At 65.9% G+C, this 19637-nt stretch carries 19 protein-coding genes and 1 pseudogene; 13 read left to right on the top strand and 7 right to left on the bottom strand.

The annotated features are described in order from the left end of the window. The first annotated feature begins 118 nt into the window (after nucleotides 1–118). The 7 genes from K3U94_RS23220 to K3U94_RS23190 all read left to right on the top strand — a co-directional run bounded on the left by K3U94_RS23220 (nucleotide 119) and on the right by K3U94_RS23190 (nucleotide 9464). Nucleotides 119–2473, top strand: coding sequence for a transglycosylase domain-containing protein (locus tag K3U94_RS23220; protein ID WP_434084942.1), 2355 nt, complete (start codon nucleotides 119–121; stop codon nucleotides 2471–2473). 23 nt (nucleotides 2474–2496) lie between these two features. Continuing rightward, complete coding sequence (locus tag K3U94_RS23215) at nucleotides 2497–4098, top strand: glycosyltransferase family 87 protein (RefSeq protein WP_220696928.1); 1602 nt, start codon at nucleotides 2497–2499, stop codon at nucleotides 4096–4098. A gap of 145 nt (nucleotides 4099–4243) precedes the next feature. Beyond that, nucleotides 4244–4534, top strand: coding sequence for a 30S ribosomal protein S6 (gene rpsF, locus K3U94_RS23210; protein WP_047319220.1), 291 nt, complete (start codon nucleotides 4244–4246; stop codon nucleotides 4532–4534). 77 nt (nucleotides 4535–4611) lie between these two features. Then, nucleotides 4612–5121, top strand: a complete 510-nt coding sequence (locus K3U94_RS23205; protein ID WP_047319219.1) for a single-stranded DNA-binding protein — start codon at nucleotides 4612–4614, stop codon at nucleotides 5119–5121. A 33-nt stretch (nucleotides 5122–5154) separates the two neighbouring features. After that, nucleotides 5155–5409, top strand: a complete 255-nt coding sequence (gene rpsR, locus K3U94_RS23200) for a 30S ribosomal protein S18 (protein WP_024442719.1) — start codon at nucleotides 5155–5157, stop codon at nucleotides 5407–5409. Between the two features lie 32 nt (nucleotides 5410–5441). Beyond that, nucleotides 5442–5900, top strand: coding sequence for a 50S ribosomal protein L9 (rplI, locus tag K3U94_RS23195; protein ID WP_047319218.1), 459 nt, complete (start codon nucleotides 5442–5444; stop codon nucleotides 5898–5900). 486 nt (nucleotides 5901–6386) lie between these two features. Continuing rightward, nucleotides 6387–9464, top strand: a complete 3078-nt coding sequence (locus tag K3U94_RS23190; protein WP_220695182.1) for a replicative DNA helicase — start codon at nucleotides 6387–6389, stop codon at nucleotides 9462–9464. Nucleotides 9465–9978: 514 nt separating this feature from the next. Here the strand turns inward: K3U94_RS23190 and K3U94_RS23185 are convergent. The 4 genes and pseudogenes from K3U94_RS23185 to K3U94_RS23170 all read right to left on the bottom strand — a co-directional run. After that, entirely contained in the window at nucleotides 9979–10932 is a 954-nt protein-coding gene (locus K3U94_RS23185) for a TNT domain-containing protein (protein WP_220695181.1), read from the bottom strand. A gap of 199 nt (nucleotides 10933–11131) precedes the next feature. Further along, nucleotides 11132–11500: a hypothetical protein gene (locus K3U94_RS23180; RefSeq protein ID WP_220695180.1), complete on the bottom strand. Its 369-nt coding sequence runs from the start codon at nucleotides 11498–11500 to the stop codon at nucleotides 11132–11134. 445 nt (nucleotides 11501–11945) lie between these two features. After that, nucleotides 11946–12503 carry a hypothetical protein gene (locus K3U94_RS23175; RefSeq protein ID WP_220695179.1) on the bottom strand — a complete coding sequence of 186 codons (558 nt, stop codon included), beginning with the start codon at nucleotides 12501–12503 and terminating at the stop codon, nucleotides 11946–11948. Nucleotides 12504–12628: 125 nt separating this feature from the next. Then, nucleotides 12629–12939 (bottom strand): annotated as a pseudogene (locus K3U94_RS23170) (transposase); the annotation flags it as partial. A 246-nt stretch (nucleotides 12940–13185) separates the two neighbouring features. On the opposite strand from K3U94_RS23170, the gene K3U94_RS23165 reads away from it, so the two are divergent. The 3 genes from K3U94_RS23165 to K3U94_RS23155 all read left to right on the top strand — a co-directional run bounded on the left by K3U94_RS23165 (nucleotide 13186) and on the right by K3U94_RS23155 (nucleotide 15011). Continuing rightward, on the top strand, nucleotides 13186–13479 hold the full coding sequence (locus K3U94_RS23165) for a DUF2834 domain-containing protein (protein ID WP_220695178.1): 294 nt from the start codon (nucleotides 13186–13188) through the stop codon (nucleotides 13477–13479). 91 nt (nucleotides 13480–13570) lie between these two features. Next, the gene (locus tag K3U94_RS23160) at nucleotides 13571–13828 is read left to right on the top strand and encodes a DUF3297 family protein (protein ID WP_047319212.1); all 258 of its coding nucleotides are present in this window, start codon (nucleotides 13571–13573) and stop codon (nucleotides 13826–13828) included. A gap of 292 nt (nucleotides 13829–14120) precedes the next feature. After that, a complete protein-coding gene (locus K3U94_RS23155; RefSeq protein WP_220696927.1) occupies nucleotides 14121–15011 on the top strand; it encodes an alpha/beta fold hydrolase in 891 nt (296 codons plus the stop codon). 26 nt (nucleotides 15012–15037) lie between these two features. Here the strand turns inward: K3U94_RS23155 and K3U94_RS23150 are convergent, their stop codons facing one another. After that, nucleotides 15038–16054, bottom strand: a complete 1017-nt coding sequence (locus K3U94_RS23150; RefSeq protein ID WP_220695177.1) for a CobW family GTP-binding protein — start codon at nucleotides 16052–16054, stop codon at nucleotides 15038–15040. Nucleotides 16055–16143: 89 nt separating this feature from the next. On the opposite strand from K3U94_RS23150, the gene K3U94_RS23145 reads away from it, so the two are divergent. From K3U94_RS23145 to K3U94_RS23135, 3 genes are all read left to right on the top strand, one after another. Continuing rightward, entirely contained in the window at nucleotides 16144–16389 is a 246-nt protein-coding gene (locus K3U94_RS23145; RefSeq protein WP_082134059.1) for an AbrB/MazE/SpoVT family DNA-binding domain-containing protein, read from the top strand. Then, nucleotides 16349–16795, top strand: coding sequence for a type II toxin-antitoxin system VapC family toxin (locus tag K3U94_RS23140; protein WP_230987314.1), 447 nt, complete (start codon nucleotides 16349–16351; stop codon nucleotides 16793–16795). The genes K3U94_RS23145 and K3U94_RS23140 overlap by 41 nt, the downstream gene beginning before the upstream one ends. Nucleotides 16796–16858: 63 nt before the next feature. Next, nucleotides 16859–17374, top strand: a complete 516-nt coding sequence (locus K3U94_RS23135) for a hypothetical protein (RefSeq protein WP_220695176.1) — start codon at nucleotides 16859–16861, stop codon at nucleotides 17372–17374. Nucleotides 17375–17491: 117 nt separating this feature from the next. Here K3U94_RS23135 and K3U94_RS23130 read toward each other — a convergent pair whose 3' ends face one another. Continuing rightward, nucleotides 17492–18469, bottom strand: a complete 978-nt coding sequence (locus K3U94_RS23130) for a PE-PPE domain-containing protein (RefSeq protein WP_220695175.1) — start codon at nucleotides 18467–18469, stop codon at nucleotides 17492–17494. Between the two features lie 102 nt (nucleotides 18470–18571). Then, a complete protein-coding gene (locus K3U94_RS23125) occupies nucleotides 18572–19570 on the bottom strand; it encodes a PE-PPE domain-containing protein (protein WP_220695174.1) in 999 nt (332 codons plus the stop codon). Nucleotides 19571–19637 lie beyond the last annotated feature (67 nt).

Genomic DNA, 19637 nt, shown 5'->3' with positions numbered 1-19637 from the left:
GAATCGGGTTGGCGAAGGGCCGGAAGCCCGACTCCAACCCGCGGGGATGCCCTGGGCGCCGGTGAAAACCCAGGGCCCGACAGCGCCGGGTGCCGACAGCGCTGAAGAAGAGCACTTCTTGACGACGACCGACGCCAAGCCGACCGACGAAGCGAATGGCGCGGACGCCGACGGTTCCGCGCACAACTCCGCCGAGAGCTCCGATGACGAGGCGGATCGCCAGGAGTGCCTCGAAGCGGTCAAGGCCGCCATGGAGCGGCCTCGCCCGGACAGCGAAAAGCCCTGTGTACCAGAGGAACCGCCGACGGATCTCGATGACGAGCCGGACCAGCACGGGGCCCGACGGCGGCGGAATTGGCTCTGGGCCCGACGCGGCCTGTACGCCGCCACCGCTGTGCTGCTGGTGGTGCCGGTCGTCACCTTTGGGATGGCCTACCGCGCCGTGGAGGTCCCCGAACCCGGTGACATCCACACCACTCAGGTGTCGACAATCCTGGCAGCCGACGGTACTGAGCTGGCAAAAATCGTTCCGCCGGACGGGAATCGGATTGACATCAAACTCGACCGAGTGCCGGTTCACGTACGGGACGCGGTGCTGGCCGCCGAGGACCGCGATTTCTACACCAACTCCGGCTTCTCGGTCTCGGGGCTGTTCCGGGCGGTCAAGAACAACCTGACCGGCGGTGACACCCAGGGCGGCTCAACGATCACCCAGCAGTACGTCAAGAACGCGCTGGTCGGGTCGGAGCGGGCCGGCATGGGCGGCTTGGTCCGCAAGGGCAAAGAGCTCGTCATCGCCACCAAGATGTCGGAGGCGTGGCCCAAAGACGAAGTGCTGGAGGCCTACCTCAACATCATCTACTTCGGCCGCACCACCTACGGGATCGCCGCGGCCGCCCGAGCGTACTTCGACAAGCGGGTCGAGGACCTCACCATCTCCGAAGGTGCTTTGCTGGCGGCGGTGATTCAGCGGCCATCCGCCTTGGATCCGGCCATCAATCGGGATCGGGCCGTTGAGCGTTGGAACTGGGTACTCGACGGCATGGTGCAGACCGGCGCCCTGACACTCAGCGAGCGGGCCAAGCAGTTCTTCCCGACGACCATCCCGCCCGACCAGGCGCGCAATGCCGACCAGGCCTCCGGGCCCAACGGGCTGATTCAGCGCCAGGTCACCGAAGAATTGCTCGACATGTTCCACATCGACGAGCAGACCCTGAACATGGAGGGACTGCGCATCACCACCACGATCGACATGAAGGCACAGCGGGCGGTGGAGAAGGCCGTCAGGGCGACCATGGCTGGGCAAAGACCGACTATGCGGACCGCCGTGGTCTCCATCGATCCACGCAACGGCGCGGTGCGGGCCTACTACGGCGGCGACGAGGTCGGCGGCTTCGACTTCGCCCAGGCCGGCTTGCAGACCGGTTCCTCATTCAAGGTGTTCGCCTTGGTGGCGGCGCTGAAGCAGGGCATCGGCCTGGGTGAGCAGATCGACAGCGGCCCGCTGACGGTCGGCAAGACCAAGATCAGCAACGTGGGCGGCGCCAGCTGCGGAGTCTGCAACATCGCCGAGGCACTCAAACGGTCGCTCAACACGGCCTACTACCGGCTGATGCTCAAGCTCAAGCACGGACCGCAGGACGTCGCCGATGCCGCACACCAGCTCGGGGTCGCCGAGAGCTTCCCGGGTGTCGCGCACACCCTGTCCCAGGACGGCCTTGGCGGGCCCCCGGAGAACGGCATCGTGCTCGGCCAGTACCAGACTCGGGTGATCGACATGGCGTCGGCGTACGCCACCCTGGCCGACTCCGGGATGTATCACCGACCGCACTTCATCGCGAAGGTCGTGGGCCCCGACGACCGGGTGCTCTTCGACATCGCGGCCGCCAAGGACTCCGGTGAGCAGCGGATCCCGAAGGCGGTCGCCGACAACGTGACCGACGCCATGAAGGCCATCCCCAGCTGGTCGGGTGGACATGACCTGGCCGGTGGCCGGCCGGCCGCCGCCAAGACCGGCACCACCCAGCTGGGCAACACCGGGGCCAACCGGGACGCCTGGATGGTCGGCTACACGCCGACCCTGTCGACCGCGGTCTGGGTGGGCACCACCGGCGGCGACGAACCGCTGACGAACAAGTGGGGCGGGCCGGTATACGGCGCGGGCCTGCCGGCCGACATCTGGAAAGCCAGCATGGATGGCGCGCTGTGGGGCGACCCGATCGTGCAGTTCCCCAAGCCCACTGAGATCGGCGGTTTCGCGGGGGTGCCGGCCAGCGCACCTATCCCGGTGCAGAACGACTGGTATTCGCCGGCGCCACCACCACAGGACTTTGACGAGCCGCCGCCTCCGCCGCCGGGCTTCCCGACGCCGGAGCCGTTTCCGCCGCCTCCACCGCCGCCCCCGCCGCCGCCTCCTCCACCGCCCCCGCCCCCGGAGCCGCCCCCGCCGCCGGCGCCGGAGGCTCTGCCGTGACGGAGGAGACAACCGAACGCCCGATGCGCTCACCCCGCCGGCTGGCGGCGGACCTGCGCAGCGCCGACGACCGCGACCTGCCCAGCCGCACCGACGTCGTCGGTCATGCGCTGTCGAACACCATCGGCGGGCCGGTCGGCCGCCATGCGCTGATCGGGCGTACCCGGTTCATGACGCCGTTGCGGGTGATGTTCCTGATCGCCGTGCTGTTCTTGGCCCTGGGCTGGACCACCAAGTCGGCCTGCCTGCAGAGCACCGGCAGCGGAAGCCCCGACCAGCGGGTGGCCAACTGGGACAACGAGCGCGCGTACTTCCAGCTGTGCTACTCCGACGTGGTGCCGCTCTACACCGCGGAGCTACTGGATCAGGGCAAGTTCCCCTACAAGTCCAGCTGGGTGGAGAAGGACTCGTCGGGCAAGGAACAGACCCGCTACGACGGACTGCCCGCCGTGCGCTACATGGAATATCCGGTGCTGACCGGTCTGTACCAGTACTCGGCGATGGCCCTGGCGAAGACGTACACGGCGATCACCAAGGTGGTGAAGATCCCGGCGTTGAGTGGGGTCGCCGAGGTGGTGGTGTTCTTTGACATCGTCGCGCTGGGTCTGGCGCTGGCCTGGCTGGCGACGGTGTGGTCCACCGCCGGGCTGGCCGGCCGGCGCATCTGGGACGCGGCACTGGTCGCGGCGTCGCCGCTGGTGATCTTCCAGATCTTCACCAACTTCGACGCGTTGGCCACCGCGTTCGCCGGGGCGGGTCTGTTGGCCTGGGCGCGGCGCCGGCCGACCGCGGCCGGGGTGCTGCTCGGTCTGGGCACCGCCGCCAAGCTGTACCCGGTGCTGCTGCTGTTCCCGCTGCTGGTGCTGGGGCTGCGCACCGGCCGGCTGCGGGAGGTCAAACGCACCGCGGTGGCCACCGCAGTGAGCTGGCTGGTGGTGAACCTGCCGGTGCTGCTGTACGCACCGCGGGGCTGGAGCGAGTTCTTCCGGCTCAACTCCCGCCGCGGCGACGACATGGATTCGCTCTACAACGTGGTGAGGTCGTTGACCGGCTGGTCGGGCTTCGACGGCGACCTGGGGATGTGGCAGCCGCCGACGGTGCTCAACAGCGTCGTGGCCGCACTGTTCGCGCTGTGCTGCGCCGGGATCGGCTATGTCGCGCTGACCGCGCCGCGGCGGCCGCGGGTCGCGCAGTTGGCGTTCCTGGTGGTTGCGGCGTTCCTGCTGACCAACAAGGTGTGGAGTCCGCAGTTCTCGCTGTGGCTGGTGCCGCTGGCGGTGTTGGCCCTGCCGCACCGCCGGCTGCTGCTGGTGTGGATGACCGTCGACGCGCTGGTCTGGGTGCCGCGGATGTACTACCTCTACAGCGTTGCCGACCGCAGCCTGCCCGAGCAGTGGTTCACCACCACGGTGCTGGTGCGGGATCTGGTGGTGTTGGTGCTATGCGCGCTGGTGGTTCGGCAGATCTACCGCCCGCAGGAAGACCTGGTGCGCGCCCACGGGTGGGCCGACGATCCGGCCGGCGGGGTGTTCGATCGGGCACCGGATGCGCCACCACCGTGGCTGCCGGCCCGGCGGTTCAGCGAGGCTCGACGGAGGAGAGGCGAAGCTGGGACCGCCGCATGAACCTGGTTGCGGTCCAGCCCGAGGCGGCCGATTTCGTGAGGAAGCCCAGCCTCCGGTAACCTGACCCGGTTGCCGACGCAGGCGACCCTCCTGCCGTGGACACCTCCACGGCCGCACTACGACCATAGGAGGTGATGAGGTTCCCATGCGTCCATACGAAATCATGGTCATCCTTGACCCCACTCTCGACGAGCGCACCGTCGCCCCGTCCCTGGAGACGTTCCTGAACGTCATTCGCAAGGACGGCGGAACGGTCGACAAGGTCGACATCTGGGGCAAGCGCCGCCTGGCTTACGAGATCGCCAAGCATGCCGAAGGCATCTACGCGGTCATCGACGTCAAGGCCGCTCCGGCCACCGTGTCCGAACTCGACCGTCAGCTCAGCCTGAACGAGTCGGTGCTTCGCACCAAGGTGATGCGCACCGACAAGTCGTAGGCGGCTGTCGCAGCCGTTGCGTAGGCTCATGCTGCGAATGCAGCATCCAGCGCTGACACCGATCCTAGGAGGGCCCCGTGGCTGTAGGTGACACCACGATCACCGTCGTCGGAAACCTGACCGCGGACCCTGATCTGCGGTTTACCCCCTCGGGGGCGGCGGTCGCCAACTTCACGGTGGCGTCCACTCCGCGGGTCTTCGACCGGCAGAGCGGTGAGTGGAAGGACGGCGACGCGCTGTTCCTGCGGTGCAACATCTGGCGCGAGGCCGCCGAGAATGTTGCCGAGAGCCTCACCCGCGGATCGCGGGTGATCGTCACCGGGCGGCTGCGGCAGCGGTCCTTCGAGACCCGCGAGGGCGAGAAGCGCACCGTCTACGAGGTAGAGGTCGACGAGGTCGGCCCCTCGTTGCGGTATGCGACCGCCAAGATCAACAAGGTCAGCCGTGGCGGCGGCGGAGGCGGCTTCGGCGGAGGCGGCGGCGCGCCGGCCTCGGCCGGTCCGTCCGGCCCGCCCGCGGAGGACCCGTGGGGCAGTGCTCCGGCGTCCGGCTCCTTCGGGGGCGCCGACGACGAGCCGCCCTTTTAGACAACCGAACCACAGCACGAAAGAGATAGGTAGATGGCCAAATCCAACAAGCGGCGTCCGGCTCCTGAGAAGCCGATCAAGGCTCGCAAGTGCGCATTCTGCTCCAACAAGAAGCAGGTGATCGACTACAAGGACACCTCGCTGCTGCGCACCTACATCAGTGAGCGGGGCAAGATCCGCGCCCGTCGTGTGACCGGCAACTGCGTTCAGCACCAGCGCGACGTCGCGCTCGCGGTGAAGAACGCTCGCGAGGTCGCGTTGCTGCCCTTCACCTCGTCGGCGCGCTAGCCGACCATTCGATCTCCAGAAAGTACGAAACGATGAAGCTCATTTTGACCGCCGAGGTGGACCACCTCGGAGCGGCCGGAGACACCGTCGAGGTCAAGGACGGATACGGCCGCAACTACCTGCTCCCGCGGGGGCTGGCCATCGTCGCCACGCGCGGCGCGCAGAAGCAGGCCGACGACATCCGTCGGGCCCGCGAGACCAAGCAGGTGCGCGACCTGGACCACGCCAAGGAGCTCAAGGAAGCTCTGCAGGCGCTGGGCACGGTCACGTTGCCGGTGAAGACCTCGGGCGACTCGGGCAAGCTGTTCGGCTCGGTGACCGCCGCTGACGTGGTCGCCGCCATCAAGAAGGCCGGTGGGCCCAACCTCGACCGGCGGATCGTGCGGCTGCCCAAGGCCCACATCAAGGCGGTCGGCAACCACCCGGTGTCGGTGCACCTGCACCCCGAGGTGAACGTCGACGTCACCCTCGACGTCGCTGCGGCAAACTAAGCACGTACCTCAGCAGCCCCGGCGGCGCCCTGATCGGCGCCGCCGGGGCTTTGCTGTGTTCGGATCGGGTTCAGTCCGGTGAGTTCTGGCTAACTTTTGAGCTGTCTGTGAGTGCGGGGCCGTTTACCTTGTTGTGGAATCGCGTCTACCTGCTTGCAAAGCAACACGCCCAAGACGGCAACCTGCGACGACACGCCGAAGAGATTGTCTTCCACAATCAAAACACCCTTCGCTATGGCCTTTACCTGCGGGGATAACCCCGGTTAGAAGAACAATCCACAAGTCTTCCCCACCGTCCCAAACAAATGGGGGACCGGTGTGCACACTTGATCCACAGCTTTGTGAACAAGCTCGTTTTGTACGGCCGCCAGCAACGCCTACCGTCAACGCGGCACGACACAACGGGGAGTGTCAGAGCCAACGGATATGTTCGGGCCATTAACGCCGAATAGACGTTCGATCGTGCCAGTGGAGGAGGAGGGGCGCATGGCAGTAGTCGACGACCGTGGTCACTCTGAGCTCGAAGAGCCACCACGCGAGGACGTCGGCCGCCAGCCACCCCAGGATCTCGCCGCGGAGCAGTCGGTGCTCGGAGGCATGCTGCTGAGCAAGGACGCCATCGCCGACGTGCTGGAGCGGTTGCGGCCCGCCGACTTCTACCGCCCGGTGCACCAGAACATCTACGACGCGATCCTGGACCTCTACGGGCGCGGTGAGCCTGCTGACGCGGTTACGGTGGCCGCCGAGCTCGACCGTCGCGGCCTGCTGCGCCGGGTGGGCGGCGCCCCGTACCTGCACACGCTGATCTCCACGGTGCCCACGGCGGCCAACGCCGGCTACTACGCCACGATCGTCGCGGAGAAGGCCATCCTGCGCCGGCTGGTGGAGGCCGGCACCCGGGTGGTGCAGTACGGCTACGCGGGCGCTGAGGGCGCCGATGTGGCCGAGATCGTCGACCGCGCCCAGGCCGAGATCTACGAGGTCGCCGAGCGGCGGAGCTCCGAGGACTTCGTCCCGCTGGAAGACCTGCTGCAGCCCACCATGGACGAGATCGACGCGATCGCCTCGCACGGCGGAATCGCGCGAGGTGTGCCGACCGGCTTCACCGATCTGGACGAGGTGACCAACGGGCTGCACCCGGGACAGATGATCATCATCGCGGCGCGGCCCGGTATGGGGAAGGCGCTGGCGCTGAAAACCCCGTTGCCGACCCCTACCGGCTGGACCACGATGGGCGATGTCGCCGTCGGTGACGAATTGCTGGACGCCGACGGACGGCCCACCCGCGTCGTGGCCGCCACCGAGATCATGCTGGGGCGACCCTGCTATGAGGTGGAGTTCTCCGACGGCACGGTGATCGTCGCCGACGCCGAGCACCTGTGGCCGACGAACGCGGGCGTGCGCACCACCGCGCAGTTGCGCTGCGGACTGGACCGGATTGCCCCGGCCGGTACGCCCCCGCGGTCCAGCGGGGGCGCGGCGCTGCTGGCGCCGGCCCTGAGCCTGACCTCGGTGAGGCGGGTGCCCAGCGTCGCAGTGCGCTGCGTGCAGGTCGACAACCCAGCACGTCTCTACCTGGCCGGTCGTGGCATGGTGCCTACCCACAACTCCACACTGGCATTGGACTTCTTGCGGTCGTGCTCGATCAAGAACCGGATGGCCAGCGTCATCTTTTCGCTGGAAATGAGCAAGTCCGAGATCGTCATGCGATTGCTCTCCGCTGAAGCCAAGATCAAACTCGGCGACATGCGCTCGGGACGGATGACAGACGACGACTGGACCCGGCTGGCGCGGCGGATGAGTGAGATCAGCGAGGCGCCGCTCTACATCGATGATTCGCCGAACCTGACCATGATGGAGATCCGCGCCAAGGCCCGCCGGCTCAAGCAGAAAGCGGACCTGCGACTGGTGGCGGTCGACTACATGCAGCTGATGACCTCCGGCAAGAAGGTCGAGTCTCGCCAGCAGGAGGTGTCGGAATTCTCCCGGAACCTCAAGCTACTGGCCAAGGAGCTCGAGGTGCCGGTAATCGCGCTGAGCCAGCTCAACCGTGGTCCCGAGCAGCGTACCGACAAGAAGCCGATGTTGGCTGACCTACGCGAGTCCGGTTGCCTGACCGCCTCGACGCGGATCCTGCGGGCCGACAACGGGTCCGAGGTCACCCTGGGTGAACTCATGCGTACCGGGGAACGCCCCCTGGTGTGGTCGCTGGATGAGCAGCTGCGGATGGTGGCCCGGCCGATGACCAACGTGTTCCCCAGCGGGCATCGCGAGGTGTTCAAGCTGCGGATGGCTTCGGGGCGTGAGGTCGAGGCCACCGCAAACCACCCGTTCCTCACTCTGGACGGCTGGGTTGCGTTGGGCGACTTGAACGTCGGGGACCGGTTGGCCGTGCCGCGGCGGGTGCCCGAACCGGTGGACACCAAACGGATGGAAGACTGCGAGGTCATCCTGCTGGCGCACATGATCGGTGACGGGTCCTGCGTCAAGAATCAGCCGATCCGGTATGCGTCGATCGACGAGGCGAACCTGACTGCGGTGACGGTCGCGGCCATGCACTTCGGGGTGACGGCGGTCCGCGATGAGTACGCGGCCGCGCGGGTGACCACGCTGCGCCTGCCGGCCCCGTACCGGCTGACGCACGGCAAGCGCAATCCGATCGCGGCGTGGTTGGACAAGCTGGGGCTGTTCGGTAAGCGCAGCTACGAGAAGTTCGTGCCGCAAGAGGTTTTCGCGCTGCCGAACGACCAGGTGGCGCTGTTCGTGCGTCACCTGTGGGCGACCGACGGGTCGGTGATCTGGGACGCCAAGTTAGAGCAGGCGCGGATCTACTACGCCTCGACCAGTCGGCAGCTCATCGACGATGTTGCGCAGCTGCTGTCGCGAGTCGGGGTGTTCGGCCGCATCAAGCGGGTGACCAAAGCCGGTTACCGCGACGGTTGGCACCTGCACATTTACGGTGCCGAGAACCAGGTCCGGTTCCTGCACAACGTTGGGGCCCAGGGCGCCAAAGCCGAGGGGGCCAAGGAGATTCTGGCTCACCTGCAAGGTGTGGCACGCAACCCGAACCTGGACACCGTCCCGAAAGAAGTCTGGGGCCGGGTGCGCTGGGCGCTGGCTGATCAGCAGATGAGTCACCGCGAATTCGCCGCGGCCATGGGCACCCAGTTCTGCGGGTCCACGATGTGGAAGCACGCCCCGAGCCGGGACCGGCTACACCGCGCCGCCATGGTGCTCGAAGACCGCCACATCCACGACGTTGCGACCAGTGACGTGTACTGGGACACCATCGTGGAGATCACCAGCATCGGCGAGCATGACGTGTTCGACGGGACCGTTCCGGGAACGCATAACTTTGTGGCACAAGGGATCTCAACCCATAACAGTTTGGAACAAGATGCCGACATGGTGATCCTGCTGCATCGGCCGGACGCCTTCGAGCGTGACGACCCGCGTGGCGGCGAGGCAGACCTGATCCTGGCCAAACACCGCAACGGGCCGACGAAGACTGTGACGGTGGCGCATCAGCTGCACTTGTCGCGGTTTACGAACATGGCGCACTAATGATCGGTTGCTTGTAGGGTCTCAAGCTCCGGGTGCGCGGTCGATGATCCCGACGGGTCCGGCCAGGCGCGCGGGTGCGAGCCGGTTCCCGCCGCCGCCGTCAGTGTCTCGGCGGATCGACACCGGAACCGAGATCGGCATTGTTGCCTGCGCTGGCAGCGGCGCGCTGAGCTGCTCGTGATACCGCCGAAATGCGCCTAGCAGCGCGGATACGAATGCATCGTTGAGGGATCCGCCGGCGGCCTTGCCAGCTGCGCGCAGGTCCGCGAATTCGACGTCGAGCGCGGTGAATCGCCACGATGTTCCGCGAGGCGCGAGCAGCCCCAACCCCGCTGAGGCCGGCGGGGACAATACGCGGCGCGGCGAGTTGAAAGGGCCGGCGGCGGTCCTCGACGGACTCGGCGTGTCGCTACTGCGCGAACGGCTGCTGTCTGAGTGAGGGAGAAGCACTGCCAGCTGGCTCCGCTCGCGTGGGTGTCGGAGCCTCTCATCTCCTTCCGGTCCTTCCGGTGGATCACTCGATTTCGACGAACCACGCGGATGGGATGCCTTCGCTGAGGATCGCGTGCAGGTCGTTGTAGCCGTGCTCGAAAGCCGGTGCGAATCGGGTCGCCTCCCACTCGTCCATCCATGCCAGATACTCGCTCTTGGATCCCGCATGGCACACGAACACCGCACCCGCGCGGGAATCCTGCGGGTATCGAGCGAATTCGATTCCGTTAGCTGGTTTGTCGCGATGCCACCCGGTGCCGATGTTCGGTAGACCGCGCAAGGTTCGGGCTTCCTCGGCGATCAGAAACAGCAGGAATTTCTGGGCGTCTTCCAGTAGGACGAACCCCCAGTTCTTGTGCCAGGAATTGCGGTCACGTTGCTGCACCACCCATTTGTCGCTGGTGTTGAGAAAAAACCCGAACGCAATACCGCCGAGACTGAATGTGAGCACACCATCGGTGACCTCCGGCCGCTGTTCGCCCCAAAGCCTCTCGCTGGCGGTCAGCAAAAGCGGAAGGTCCGGCCAAGGGAACCTTTCGGCGTCAACAAACGGCCGCCGACCCTCGGTCGCGATGATCCGCCATTGATACCACGCTCGGACGACAGGGCGATACGGCTCAGGGTAGTCACCAAGATCGACGGTGGGGGCTGCGATGGGGCCCGGCGGCGCGGGGAGCGACGCTACCTCGGGACGTATCGATTTCGCCAACCCGGCGTCGATGAGGCGCAACAAAGGGCCGGTGCGGTCGTTCTGATCGAGCAGCCGGAACGCCGTGCCACCGCCAGGCTGGCCGAACCACGGAGCAACAACGAACGACTCGATCTGCCACCCGTCGGGAAGTTTGCCGCCACTTGCAAGCTCAAACCGAGAAAACTCCCTGATCACCAGATTGGGAGGAAGTGACCGCTGCGGATAGGGGGTGCCGTCGGCGTAGAGCCACCCCCCACGCTGGCTGCCATTGAGTTCCACAATCACTGATTCAGCCTAATCAGCATCCGTACGATGTCGCCGTGCCGAAAGCTGCTGGCAGGCGTCGGGGGCACCTGAACAAGCCGAAGAAATGACCCGTGTCGAGACAAACCGCCCGACACTACGTGAGACAACCTGCATCACCGGAGGTGAGGGTAGCGGGATATGACACGCAGCGTACGACCCTACGCGGCGATAGCGACGATTACGCCTGCCCCAAGCTCGGCCGGTAGTCAGCCGCCTCGGACTCGGCAGTAAGGAACGCACCCAGCTCACCCTCCTGCTGGGCGACAAACACACCAATTACCTGCCGGCATACTTCCGGCACGCTCACCCCACGTATATCCGCGATACGTTTCAGCCCGAACAGCATTGACGTGGACACATGAAATTGAACAGCGAACTGACCGCAGGAACCATCCTCAGGCGGCGACCCCGGACCCACCACGACAGGTTCATCAGCCTCGTACTGGTCCACCTCAGCACCCCGAGCTCGCTCGACAACCCCACCACGATCGCCGCCACCACCGCCGTCGGCCGGATCTCGGAACTCCTCATGACTGAACAAACCCATTCCGCCTACGCTAGACCCCGCAGAGTCTCACGCAGCCTCCACGCGAAGCGCCGGCTTCAATTACGCGACCCCTCAAGGCTTGACTGCGGGCGGCAGATGCGGCCAGAGGCTCGGATAGATCCGACATGGCGTGAGCTCAGCACCGTCGCGTGCCAAACCAGGGCAGACGACGGCGCCGGCGCGAATGATCTCGGTCGCGCCGGTTAGGTCGCCTACGGGGCACCGCCGAAGAAATGACACGAACTTGAGACAAAGCGAGGTGACATCACGTGAGACAACCTGCATCGTCGCAGTTCGGGACAATGCCGTATGACACGGAGCCTGAAACCCTACAAGGGTTTCCTTGTGGCGTCTCACGCTGCGTGTCGTATTCTCAGCTCGGTGTCATCTGCCGTCGATGACCATCTTGCCGTTCTCCATGTGCACCGCAACCGCTGCTGAGGGGCTACAGGTTGTGCCCGCTGAGCGTCAAAAGTACGTTGATGGTTTCTGTGTCGCTTGGGTGAAGGCCCGCCTGACGGTACAACGTTCCGACCGTTGTTCCTCGAGTAGTCCATTCATCGCTGTACATTTCCCACTGTTCGAGGGCGGCGCAGCGTTCGAAGATTCCGGAGACAGACCACATCTCGGGTGATGGCGGCGGTGGTTCCCGTACCAAGGTCTGTCCGCTCGGCGGCGGGGGACAGCCATTCACGGGCCGCACGAGAGTGTAGTCCTTGCGTGCGTGCATGGCGGCCAGGTAGCTGTCGACGTCAGCTCGCGGAGCTTTGAACGCCAGTGTGATGCTGGTGTCGGTCTCCATAGGTGCGTTGGTCTGGTGTGCGGTGGCTTCCAACGGAACCAGAGATGTTGGAAGGTATGCCCATTTGGCGGCACCGTTGATCTTCTGCACCGCGTCGTCGATGGGAATGTCCTGAGTCGATACCTTCGTGACGTTGTCGAAACCGCAAGCGGTCGGGACTTGGGCAACGAGAAGCGCGACCGTAATGGCGATCAAGCGCATGCGTGGCACTAGCGCACCGCGCCTTCAACCGTATGCACGCTACTGGACCGGGTTATGAGGAAGTCCTGCGCCAGTCCGGCGGTTTGAAGATCATGTGCCCAGGAGGAAATCTGTTGTGTTGTGCCAACCAGCGGGTACATCATTTTGGGTTGGCGTCCCGGGAAAGGTAGCCCACCGCACGGCGCATCACCTCGGCTTCCTGCTCCAGGAGCTTGATCCGCTTGTGCGCCTCGCGCAGCTGCGCCGACAGATCACCATCGGCGGCCGCAGACCCGGGCCGGTCGACACCCTCGTCACGGTCGGCGATCTTGAGCCAGCGATGCAGGCAGGCCTCGGAGATCCCGAAGTCCTTCGCGATCTGGCGCAACGGGGCCTCGCCCTTGCGGGCCACAGCGATCACGTCAGCACGGAACTCGGCAGGAAACGGCTTCGGCACGAGATTGATCCTTCCAGCAAGGACGAATCCTCACAGGTCAGGAATCAACCAAACCGGGGGCAGTCCCACTGCACTTTCTCAAGTTCGGCTGCACCGGGACTGCACTTGTGCAGTAGATGTGAGACACACGAGGGAGAATGCGCAGGAGTCCGCCCGCCAGATCCACAGGTATTGACAATTGCTCTGATGACCGCATAACTGACGGGCATGACTGCTGCCCGAAGAAATCTCTGCATCCTTTACGGTGTGATCGCGCTGGTGGCGCTCATCGCCACCTGGGCGCACAACATCGCGTACTTCTCGGCCGGCGGGGGCCCGCTCGACTTCTTCGCCGCCTGTTTCGCCAATCACGCGGTCAGCTCCATGACCATCGACCTGACACTGGTCTCCGTCGCAGCGCTGGTCGCCATGGTTGTCGAGGCACGCAGGATCGGCCTCAAGTACCTGTGGGTGTACGTCTTGCTGGGTTTCGTCGTCGATATCAGCGTGGCCGTTCCGCTCTTTGTCATCGCCCGGGAGCGGCGTCTGGCGCAGCTCTAGGACCTACGCGCGCTCCCCGCCACTGCCGAGTCGCGTAGATTCTTTGAGAACCAAGCCCACGCACCTGACGCAGCATTCAACGAAAGCCATCATGCCCGAAGACCAGAGCGCAGACGTTCCACCGAATCAACTCTCCGTCGATCCGCGGAGCGCCTTCTATGACGAAGAGGTGCTCCGCCGTGACGTCGGTATTCGCTTCAACGGCGTCGAGCGAACCAATGTGTGCGAATACAACGTGGCCGAGGGTTGGGTGCGTGTCGAAGTCCCCACCGCGAAGGACCGCCGCGGAAATCCTATGGTCGTCAAGCTCAGCGGCACGGTTGAACCTTATTTCCGCTCAACAGAATAAGGGCTTCCCTGGAATACTGGCCGTGCGTGAGGCTCAAGCTGTAGGGGCTCAGGCCCATGCATCCCAACGCGTGCCATGCGGGCGGGTCGGTTCCAGCGGGATGGCGGGCGGTGCCCACCACGACCGTTCGACGGCGGGAGAGGGCGTCACCGGCTAACCGACTCGATAATGGCTGTAGACCACACTCTCTCGCTAACCTCGATATGTGCCGGAGTCACCGAAACCCCCGTCCGAGCGGCAGCGTCCTCGCGAAGATCGAGCCAGTTCTGAGGGCGGCGGCTCTCCCAGCCCGATCGTTCTCGATGTTGAGGGCTCCGGGGTCCAACCGCCGGTTTCCCTCCGGGTGCGTCGGCTGTTCTGGCTACTGGAGCGAGTCGCGCCCGCCATCGGGTCGCGCTGGGCGCTTGAGCTGTGGTGCACCCCACCGGTCCTCGAGTCCAGCCTGCGCATGCCGCCCGGCGTCCCACCCGGCGAGCCGCTGGAAGCGCACTGGGACGGGCACCGGATCGTCGGCGAGTCCTGGGGTGAGGGGCCGCCGGTCTATCTCGTGCACGGCTGGGGCGGGCGCCGCCCCCACCTCGGCATGTTCATCAAACCGCTCGTCGAATCCGGGCACCGTGTCATCGCGTTCGACCTGCCCAGCCATAACGAGTCAGAGCCGGGCGTCCTCGCTCCCGGTCGCACCACGGCCATCGAGTGCGCCGAAGCGGTTGCCGCCATGATCCGGACACATGGGCCGGCCCGCGCGGTTGTCGCCCACTCCCTCGGTGCTAACGCGACCGCATTCGCGGCGTCCTGGGGCGCGACGGTCGGCCGGTTGGTGTTCCTCGCGCCGATGGGTGAGTTCCCGATCTACCTGGATCTGTTCGCGGCGCGCCACAACTTCGGCCGACGGATACGCGCCGGCCTGCATCGACGCCTGGAACGCCGTATCGGCATGCCGCTCGAGGACACCAATATGGTCCGGATCGCTGAGCGCACCGACTATCCGCCGCTGCTGCTCATCCACGACCCCGATGACCCCGACACTCCTTACGTGACGAGCGAGAAGGTCGTCGCGTCATGGCCAGGCGCACGCTTGATGACGACGGCGGGCCTCGGCCGGCTGGCACATTTCCGAATCTTGCGGCATCGCCCCGCGATTCGCGCGGGCGTCGACTTCATCGGACCCGCATCGGTGTGAAAAGCGCTTGGCCGCAAGGCCACCGCCTAAATACTGTAGTGCCGTAACCGCTGCAACCGCCGCATGCCCGCGGCGGCCACCTTCTCCGGGGCCGGGCGCAGCGCCTCCTCGAGACGTGCCCGAACGTCCGCGGTGTCGAGGTGCGTGCCAATCGCGACGAGGTGGCTGGCTCCCGCTCCGGCAGGCGCGGTCGCCACATGGACCGACGTCCCGACCACGTTAAAGAGGTAGTGACGCTTGCCGATCGCGACGGTGCCCTTGATCCGGTAGACCCCCTGCGGTGGCTGCTCCAGCAGGTCGATGAGCGGTCCCGGGTCAACGGCGCCATCTCCGACGACGGTGACCGAGGCCGCGTGCACATGGTCGTGGTGCTCGTCGTGACCGTCGAGGAGCAGCTCACGAAACGACATCTGCCCGGATTCCCCGCCGTCGCCGACGTCATAGAGCAACCGGGGATCAACGCGGCCGGCCACCGCGCCCACCACATGGGCGTGGGGATTGAGTTCGCGCACCCGGGCTTCAACGCGAGCAAGGGCCTCGTCGCGGGTGTCCTCGGGGATCCGATCCAGCTTGTTGACCACCACCAGGGACGCCACGCCGTAACGCTGCGGCGGGGCAGCCCCGGTGTCGACGGTGTCAAAATGCTCCAAGGCGTCGATGACGTCGACGACACCGCCGTGGCGGATCCGCTCCACCCCGCTGAACCGAATGACTCGCGATACGTCCGCGGGTTCGGCCACCCCGCTCGCCTCGATGATGATCGCGTCGAGCGCCAGCTTCGGGTCGGCCAGCTTCTCCAGGGCCTCGTCCAGCCCGCCCTCATCCGGCAGGTGACAGATGCACCCACCGGCGATGGACACCGGCTCGTCGACCTGGCCGGTGACCAGGCCGGCGTCGACGTTCAGTTCACCGAAGTCGTTGATAATGACCCCGATTCGCGCGCCCGGCGCCCGCAGCACATGGTTCAGCAGTGTGGTCTTGCCCGCCCCGAGGTAACCCGTCAGCGCGATGACGGGGATAGCGGGCGTGTTGCGGTCGACCATCCGGCCATTATTGCGTTGAGCTGGATCTTGGCCGACGGGAGCTATGGCTGCCATCGACCATTTTGCCAATCAAATGGTAATCTGGTGCCATGACTGTCACGGTGGACCGACTAGGACGGCTAGTCATTCCTAAAGCGCTGCGAGTGGCGCTGGGAATCACCCCCGACACACAGCTCGAACTGATTCCCGACGGATCTGGTCTGCGGATTGAGCCCGTCCAGCGGCATGCTCGCCCGATCGAGACGCGAGACGGTCTTCCGGTACTTGGCCCGGTGGAGGGGGCGGTGCTGACCGATGACGATGTGCGCCGGCTTCGTGATGACATCCAACGATGACCTTTGGGCCTGCGACACCAGCGTTGCCGTCGCTGCGCTTGATTCGACCCACGAAGCCCACGCGGCCTGCCGTCAAGTCCTTGTGCAACGTCGACCCGCCCTCGCGGGTCACGCGGCGTTCGAGACGTATTCGGTGCTCACCCGCCTCCCCCTCCCACTCCGCCTGAACGCAACTCAAGCGGCCCTGGTACTGGCGAAGGCATTCCCGGACGAGTGTTGGCTCGACGCACCTGCGACCGGCGATCTGTTCGAGCGGCTTGCCGACCTCGGCATTGTCGGCGGGTCGGTCTATGACGCGCTCGTCGGTCAGGCCGCCTCGACGCATCGGCGCGTCCTGCTCACCCGTGATCGTCGGGCGGAGCGCACATATCGTGCACTCGACGTGCAATATCAGTTCGTCGACTGACCAGCTCGCGCTCAGTTCGGCGCGTCTGAAGCAACGTCGGACCCCTCCGGAAGACTGCGCCGCATGAGCAGGCGCAACCGAGAGAAGAGGGCGGCGAAACACAAGAACCGGCGCCGGACGCCCCCAAAGCAAGAGCACGCCGGCTTCGATGCCGGCCCGGACCGCGCGGCGCTGCTTGAAAGCCTCGTCGTGGCGTTGAGCGCGGCCGCTTCGTGTCCCGCCGACTACTTGCCGCGTCGTGCCGCGGAACTGCTCGGCGAGTACCGGGGCTTCGCACGTGAGCTAGACGTGCAAGCACGGTCCAGGTCATTTCGCCAGTCGTTTCTCGTCGCGTACGCCCAACGCATTGGCGAAAGGCTCGACAGCGCGAGCGCATCTGTCACCGCAGAGGTGAAGCGCGGGGGTCGACTGCTTCCCGTGCTGGCTGCTAACAGTCGGGCGACCGAAGAACTCACGGAACGGCTCTTCCCGTCGACGGTGCCTCGCTCGGTGGCAGTGTCCAGCGGCGCCGGCTGGGGTGCCGGCCGCGTGGCGGCAGATATAGCAGTGCTCGACACACGCGATTCGATAGGGGGCTAGGTCGATCGGGCCCTTCGGTACGGTCCGCCTGCACCGCCCTCGACGACCGCTCGTCGTGACCGTATGCGCCGCTGGCATGGCGCCACGACCAAAGGCGTTCTGAGCGAACGAAAGACGCTAGACCTCCGCCGGGAACCAGAAGTCGAGCGTCTGCTCCACCCCGCCCCAGTCGATGCCCAGCCAGTCACCGAAGAAGGCTTCAATGTTGCCGAAGGCGCTGTAGAAGGACGCCACGAGTGAGTAGAACAGGCCCTCCCACCAGCCGCTGTCGATCAACCCGTGGGGCCACGCGTTGAGCCAGGCGCCGAACTGGTCGAAGTCGCCGGAGATGTTGATGTCGGTGAGCATGCCGTCGGTGGTCGCCGTGTGGTTGGCCACCTGATCGGGTGTGAGGCCCAGGTACATCATGTGTTCGTAGAAAATCCCCAACGCGGAGGTCGAGGTGGGGTCGGCGACCGGGTCGCCTGGGATCGTGTACACGGTGGTGGTGAACGCGTCGGTCGGGGTCTGGACGCCGGACAGCAGAGCGGTGTCGAAGAAGTCGCCGGAGGAACCGTCGAAATCGGGGATCTCGGTGCCGGAGCCCACCGGGTTGCCGATGAATACGAAGTGCAGCAATGCCGGGTCGATGCCCTCGTGGGCCAGCTGGGCCATCGCGATCGAACCGGCCGTCGCACCCTGCGACCAGCCGAACACCCACAGCGGGTGGTCGGCGTCGTAGGCGTCCGGGTTGGCGGCGAGCTGGGCGTGCACCTCCCGCACGATCTCCGCCGCCCCGACGAAGCTGCTGTGGCCCTGCTGAACGAGCGCGGGCGTGGACAGGAGCAGCAGCGGCGCGTCGCATCCCGCGGATCCGACCACGCAGGCGTCCGGGTCGTCACCGAGGTCGAAGCCCAGCGGCCGCAGGAACAGGTCGGCTGCGGTTTCGGCGAAGGTCGCCGACGGCGTCGACAAGATCGTCGGACCGACGAAGATCGCCGTGTCGGCCAGCAGGCTCACGTCGACGTGCGTGGCGTGCACCACCGGAGCGGCGAGTACGCCCCCCGCCACGGTGCTGGCAACCGCGAGCGGCGCCAAGGCCTTGGTCAGCGTCACGGGGTGCCCCTTCGCCACTAGCTAAAAATCACGAGAGTAAAGCCAAAGCTAAACCTGAGGGCGATCATGGCAGGGGCGCGCGGCGCGAGTCAATGGACCGCTTTAGGTCGTCGGGAACCAGCAGTCCAGGGTTTCCTCGACCCCACCCCAGTCCAGGCCCGTCCAGTCGCCGAAGAAGTCCTCGATCTTGCCGAAAGCGCTGTAGACAAACGCGACGGCCGAGTAGAACAGGCCCTCCCACCAGCTGCTGTCGGCCAGCCCGTGACCCCACGCGTTGAGCCAGGCGCCGAACTGGTCGAAATCCGTCGAGATGTTGATGGTGGTGAGCATGTCGTCGGTGGTGACGGTGTGGTTGGCCACCTGATCGGGGGTGAGCCCCAGATACATCATGTGCTCGTAGAAATCGCCGTACGGCGAGGTGGAGGTGTGGTCGGCGTTGGGGTCACCCGGGATCGTGTAGATCGTGGTCGGGAATGCGTCGCTGGGGGTCTCCTTGCCGTACAGCATCCAGGTGTCGGAGAAGTTGGTGTGCGCCGAGCCGTCGTCCTCGATACTCGGATACTTGCCGTCCGGAGCGGTCGGGTCGCCGATGAATACGAAGTGCAGCAGTGCCGGGTCGACGCCGTCGTGGGCCAGTTGCGCCATCGCGATCGAGCCGGCCGTGGCGCCCTGCGAGTAGCCGAAAACCCACAGCGGGTGCTCGGCGTCGTAGTCGCCCGGGTCGGCGGCGAGCTCGGCCTGTACCGCCCGCACGATCTCGGCCGCACCGAAATAACTGCTGTGGCCGACCTGGATGAGGGCCGGGGTGGTCAGCAGCTGCAGGGGCGCGTCACATCCCGCGGAGCCGACCAGGCACGAGGCCGGGTTATCGCCGACGTCGAAACCCAGCGGCCGCAGGAAGAGGTCCGCCGCGGTCTGGGCGAAGGTCGCCGACGGTGTCGACAAGACCGTCGGACCGACGAAGATCGCGGTGTCGGCCAGCAGGTCGACGTCGACGTGCAGGTCGACGCTGGCGTGCGCGGCGTGCACCACCGGTGCGGCAAGCACACCGCCGGCGACAGCGCCGACGATCGCGATCGGTGCGACGAGGTTGGTCAGCATCACTGCGCGGCTCCCATTCGTTGAGGCTTCGCCACCACCGGGGGTTCTTCGGCGTTTCTTTACTAGC

Source organism: Mycolicibacter heraklionensis, from assembly GCF_019645815.1.
Classification (GTDB): Bacteria; Actinomycetota; Actinomycetes; order Mycobacteriales; family Mycobacteriaceae; genus Mycobacterium; species Mycobacterium heraklionense.
The sequence above is the reverse complement of the archived record's forward strand: the minus strand, read 5'-3'. Positions and strand labels throughout refer to the sequence as shown.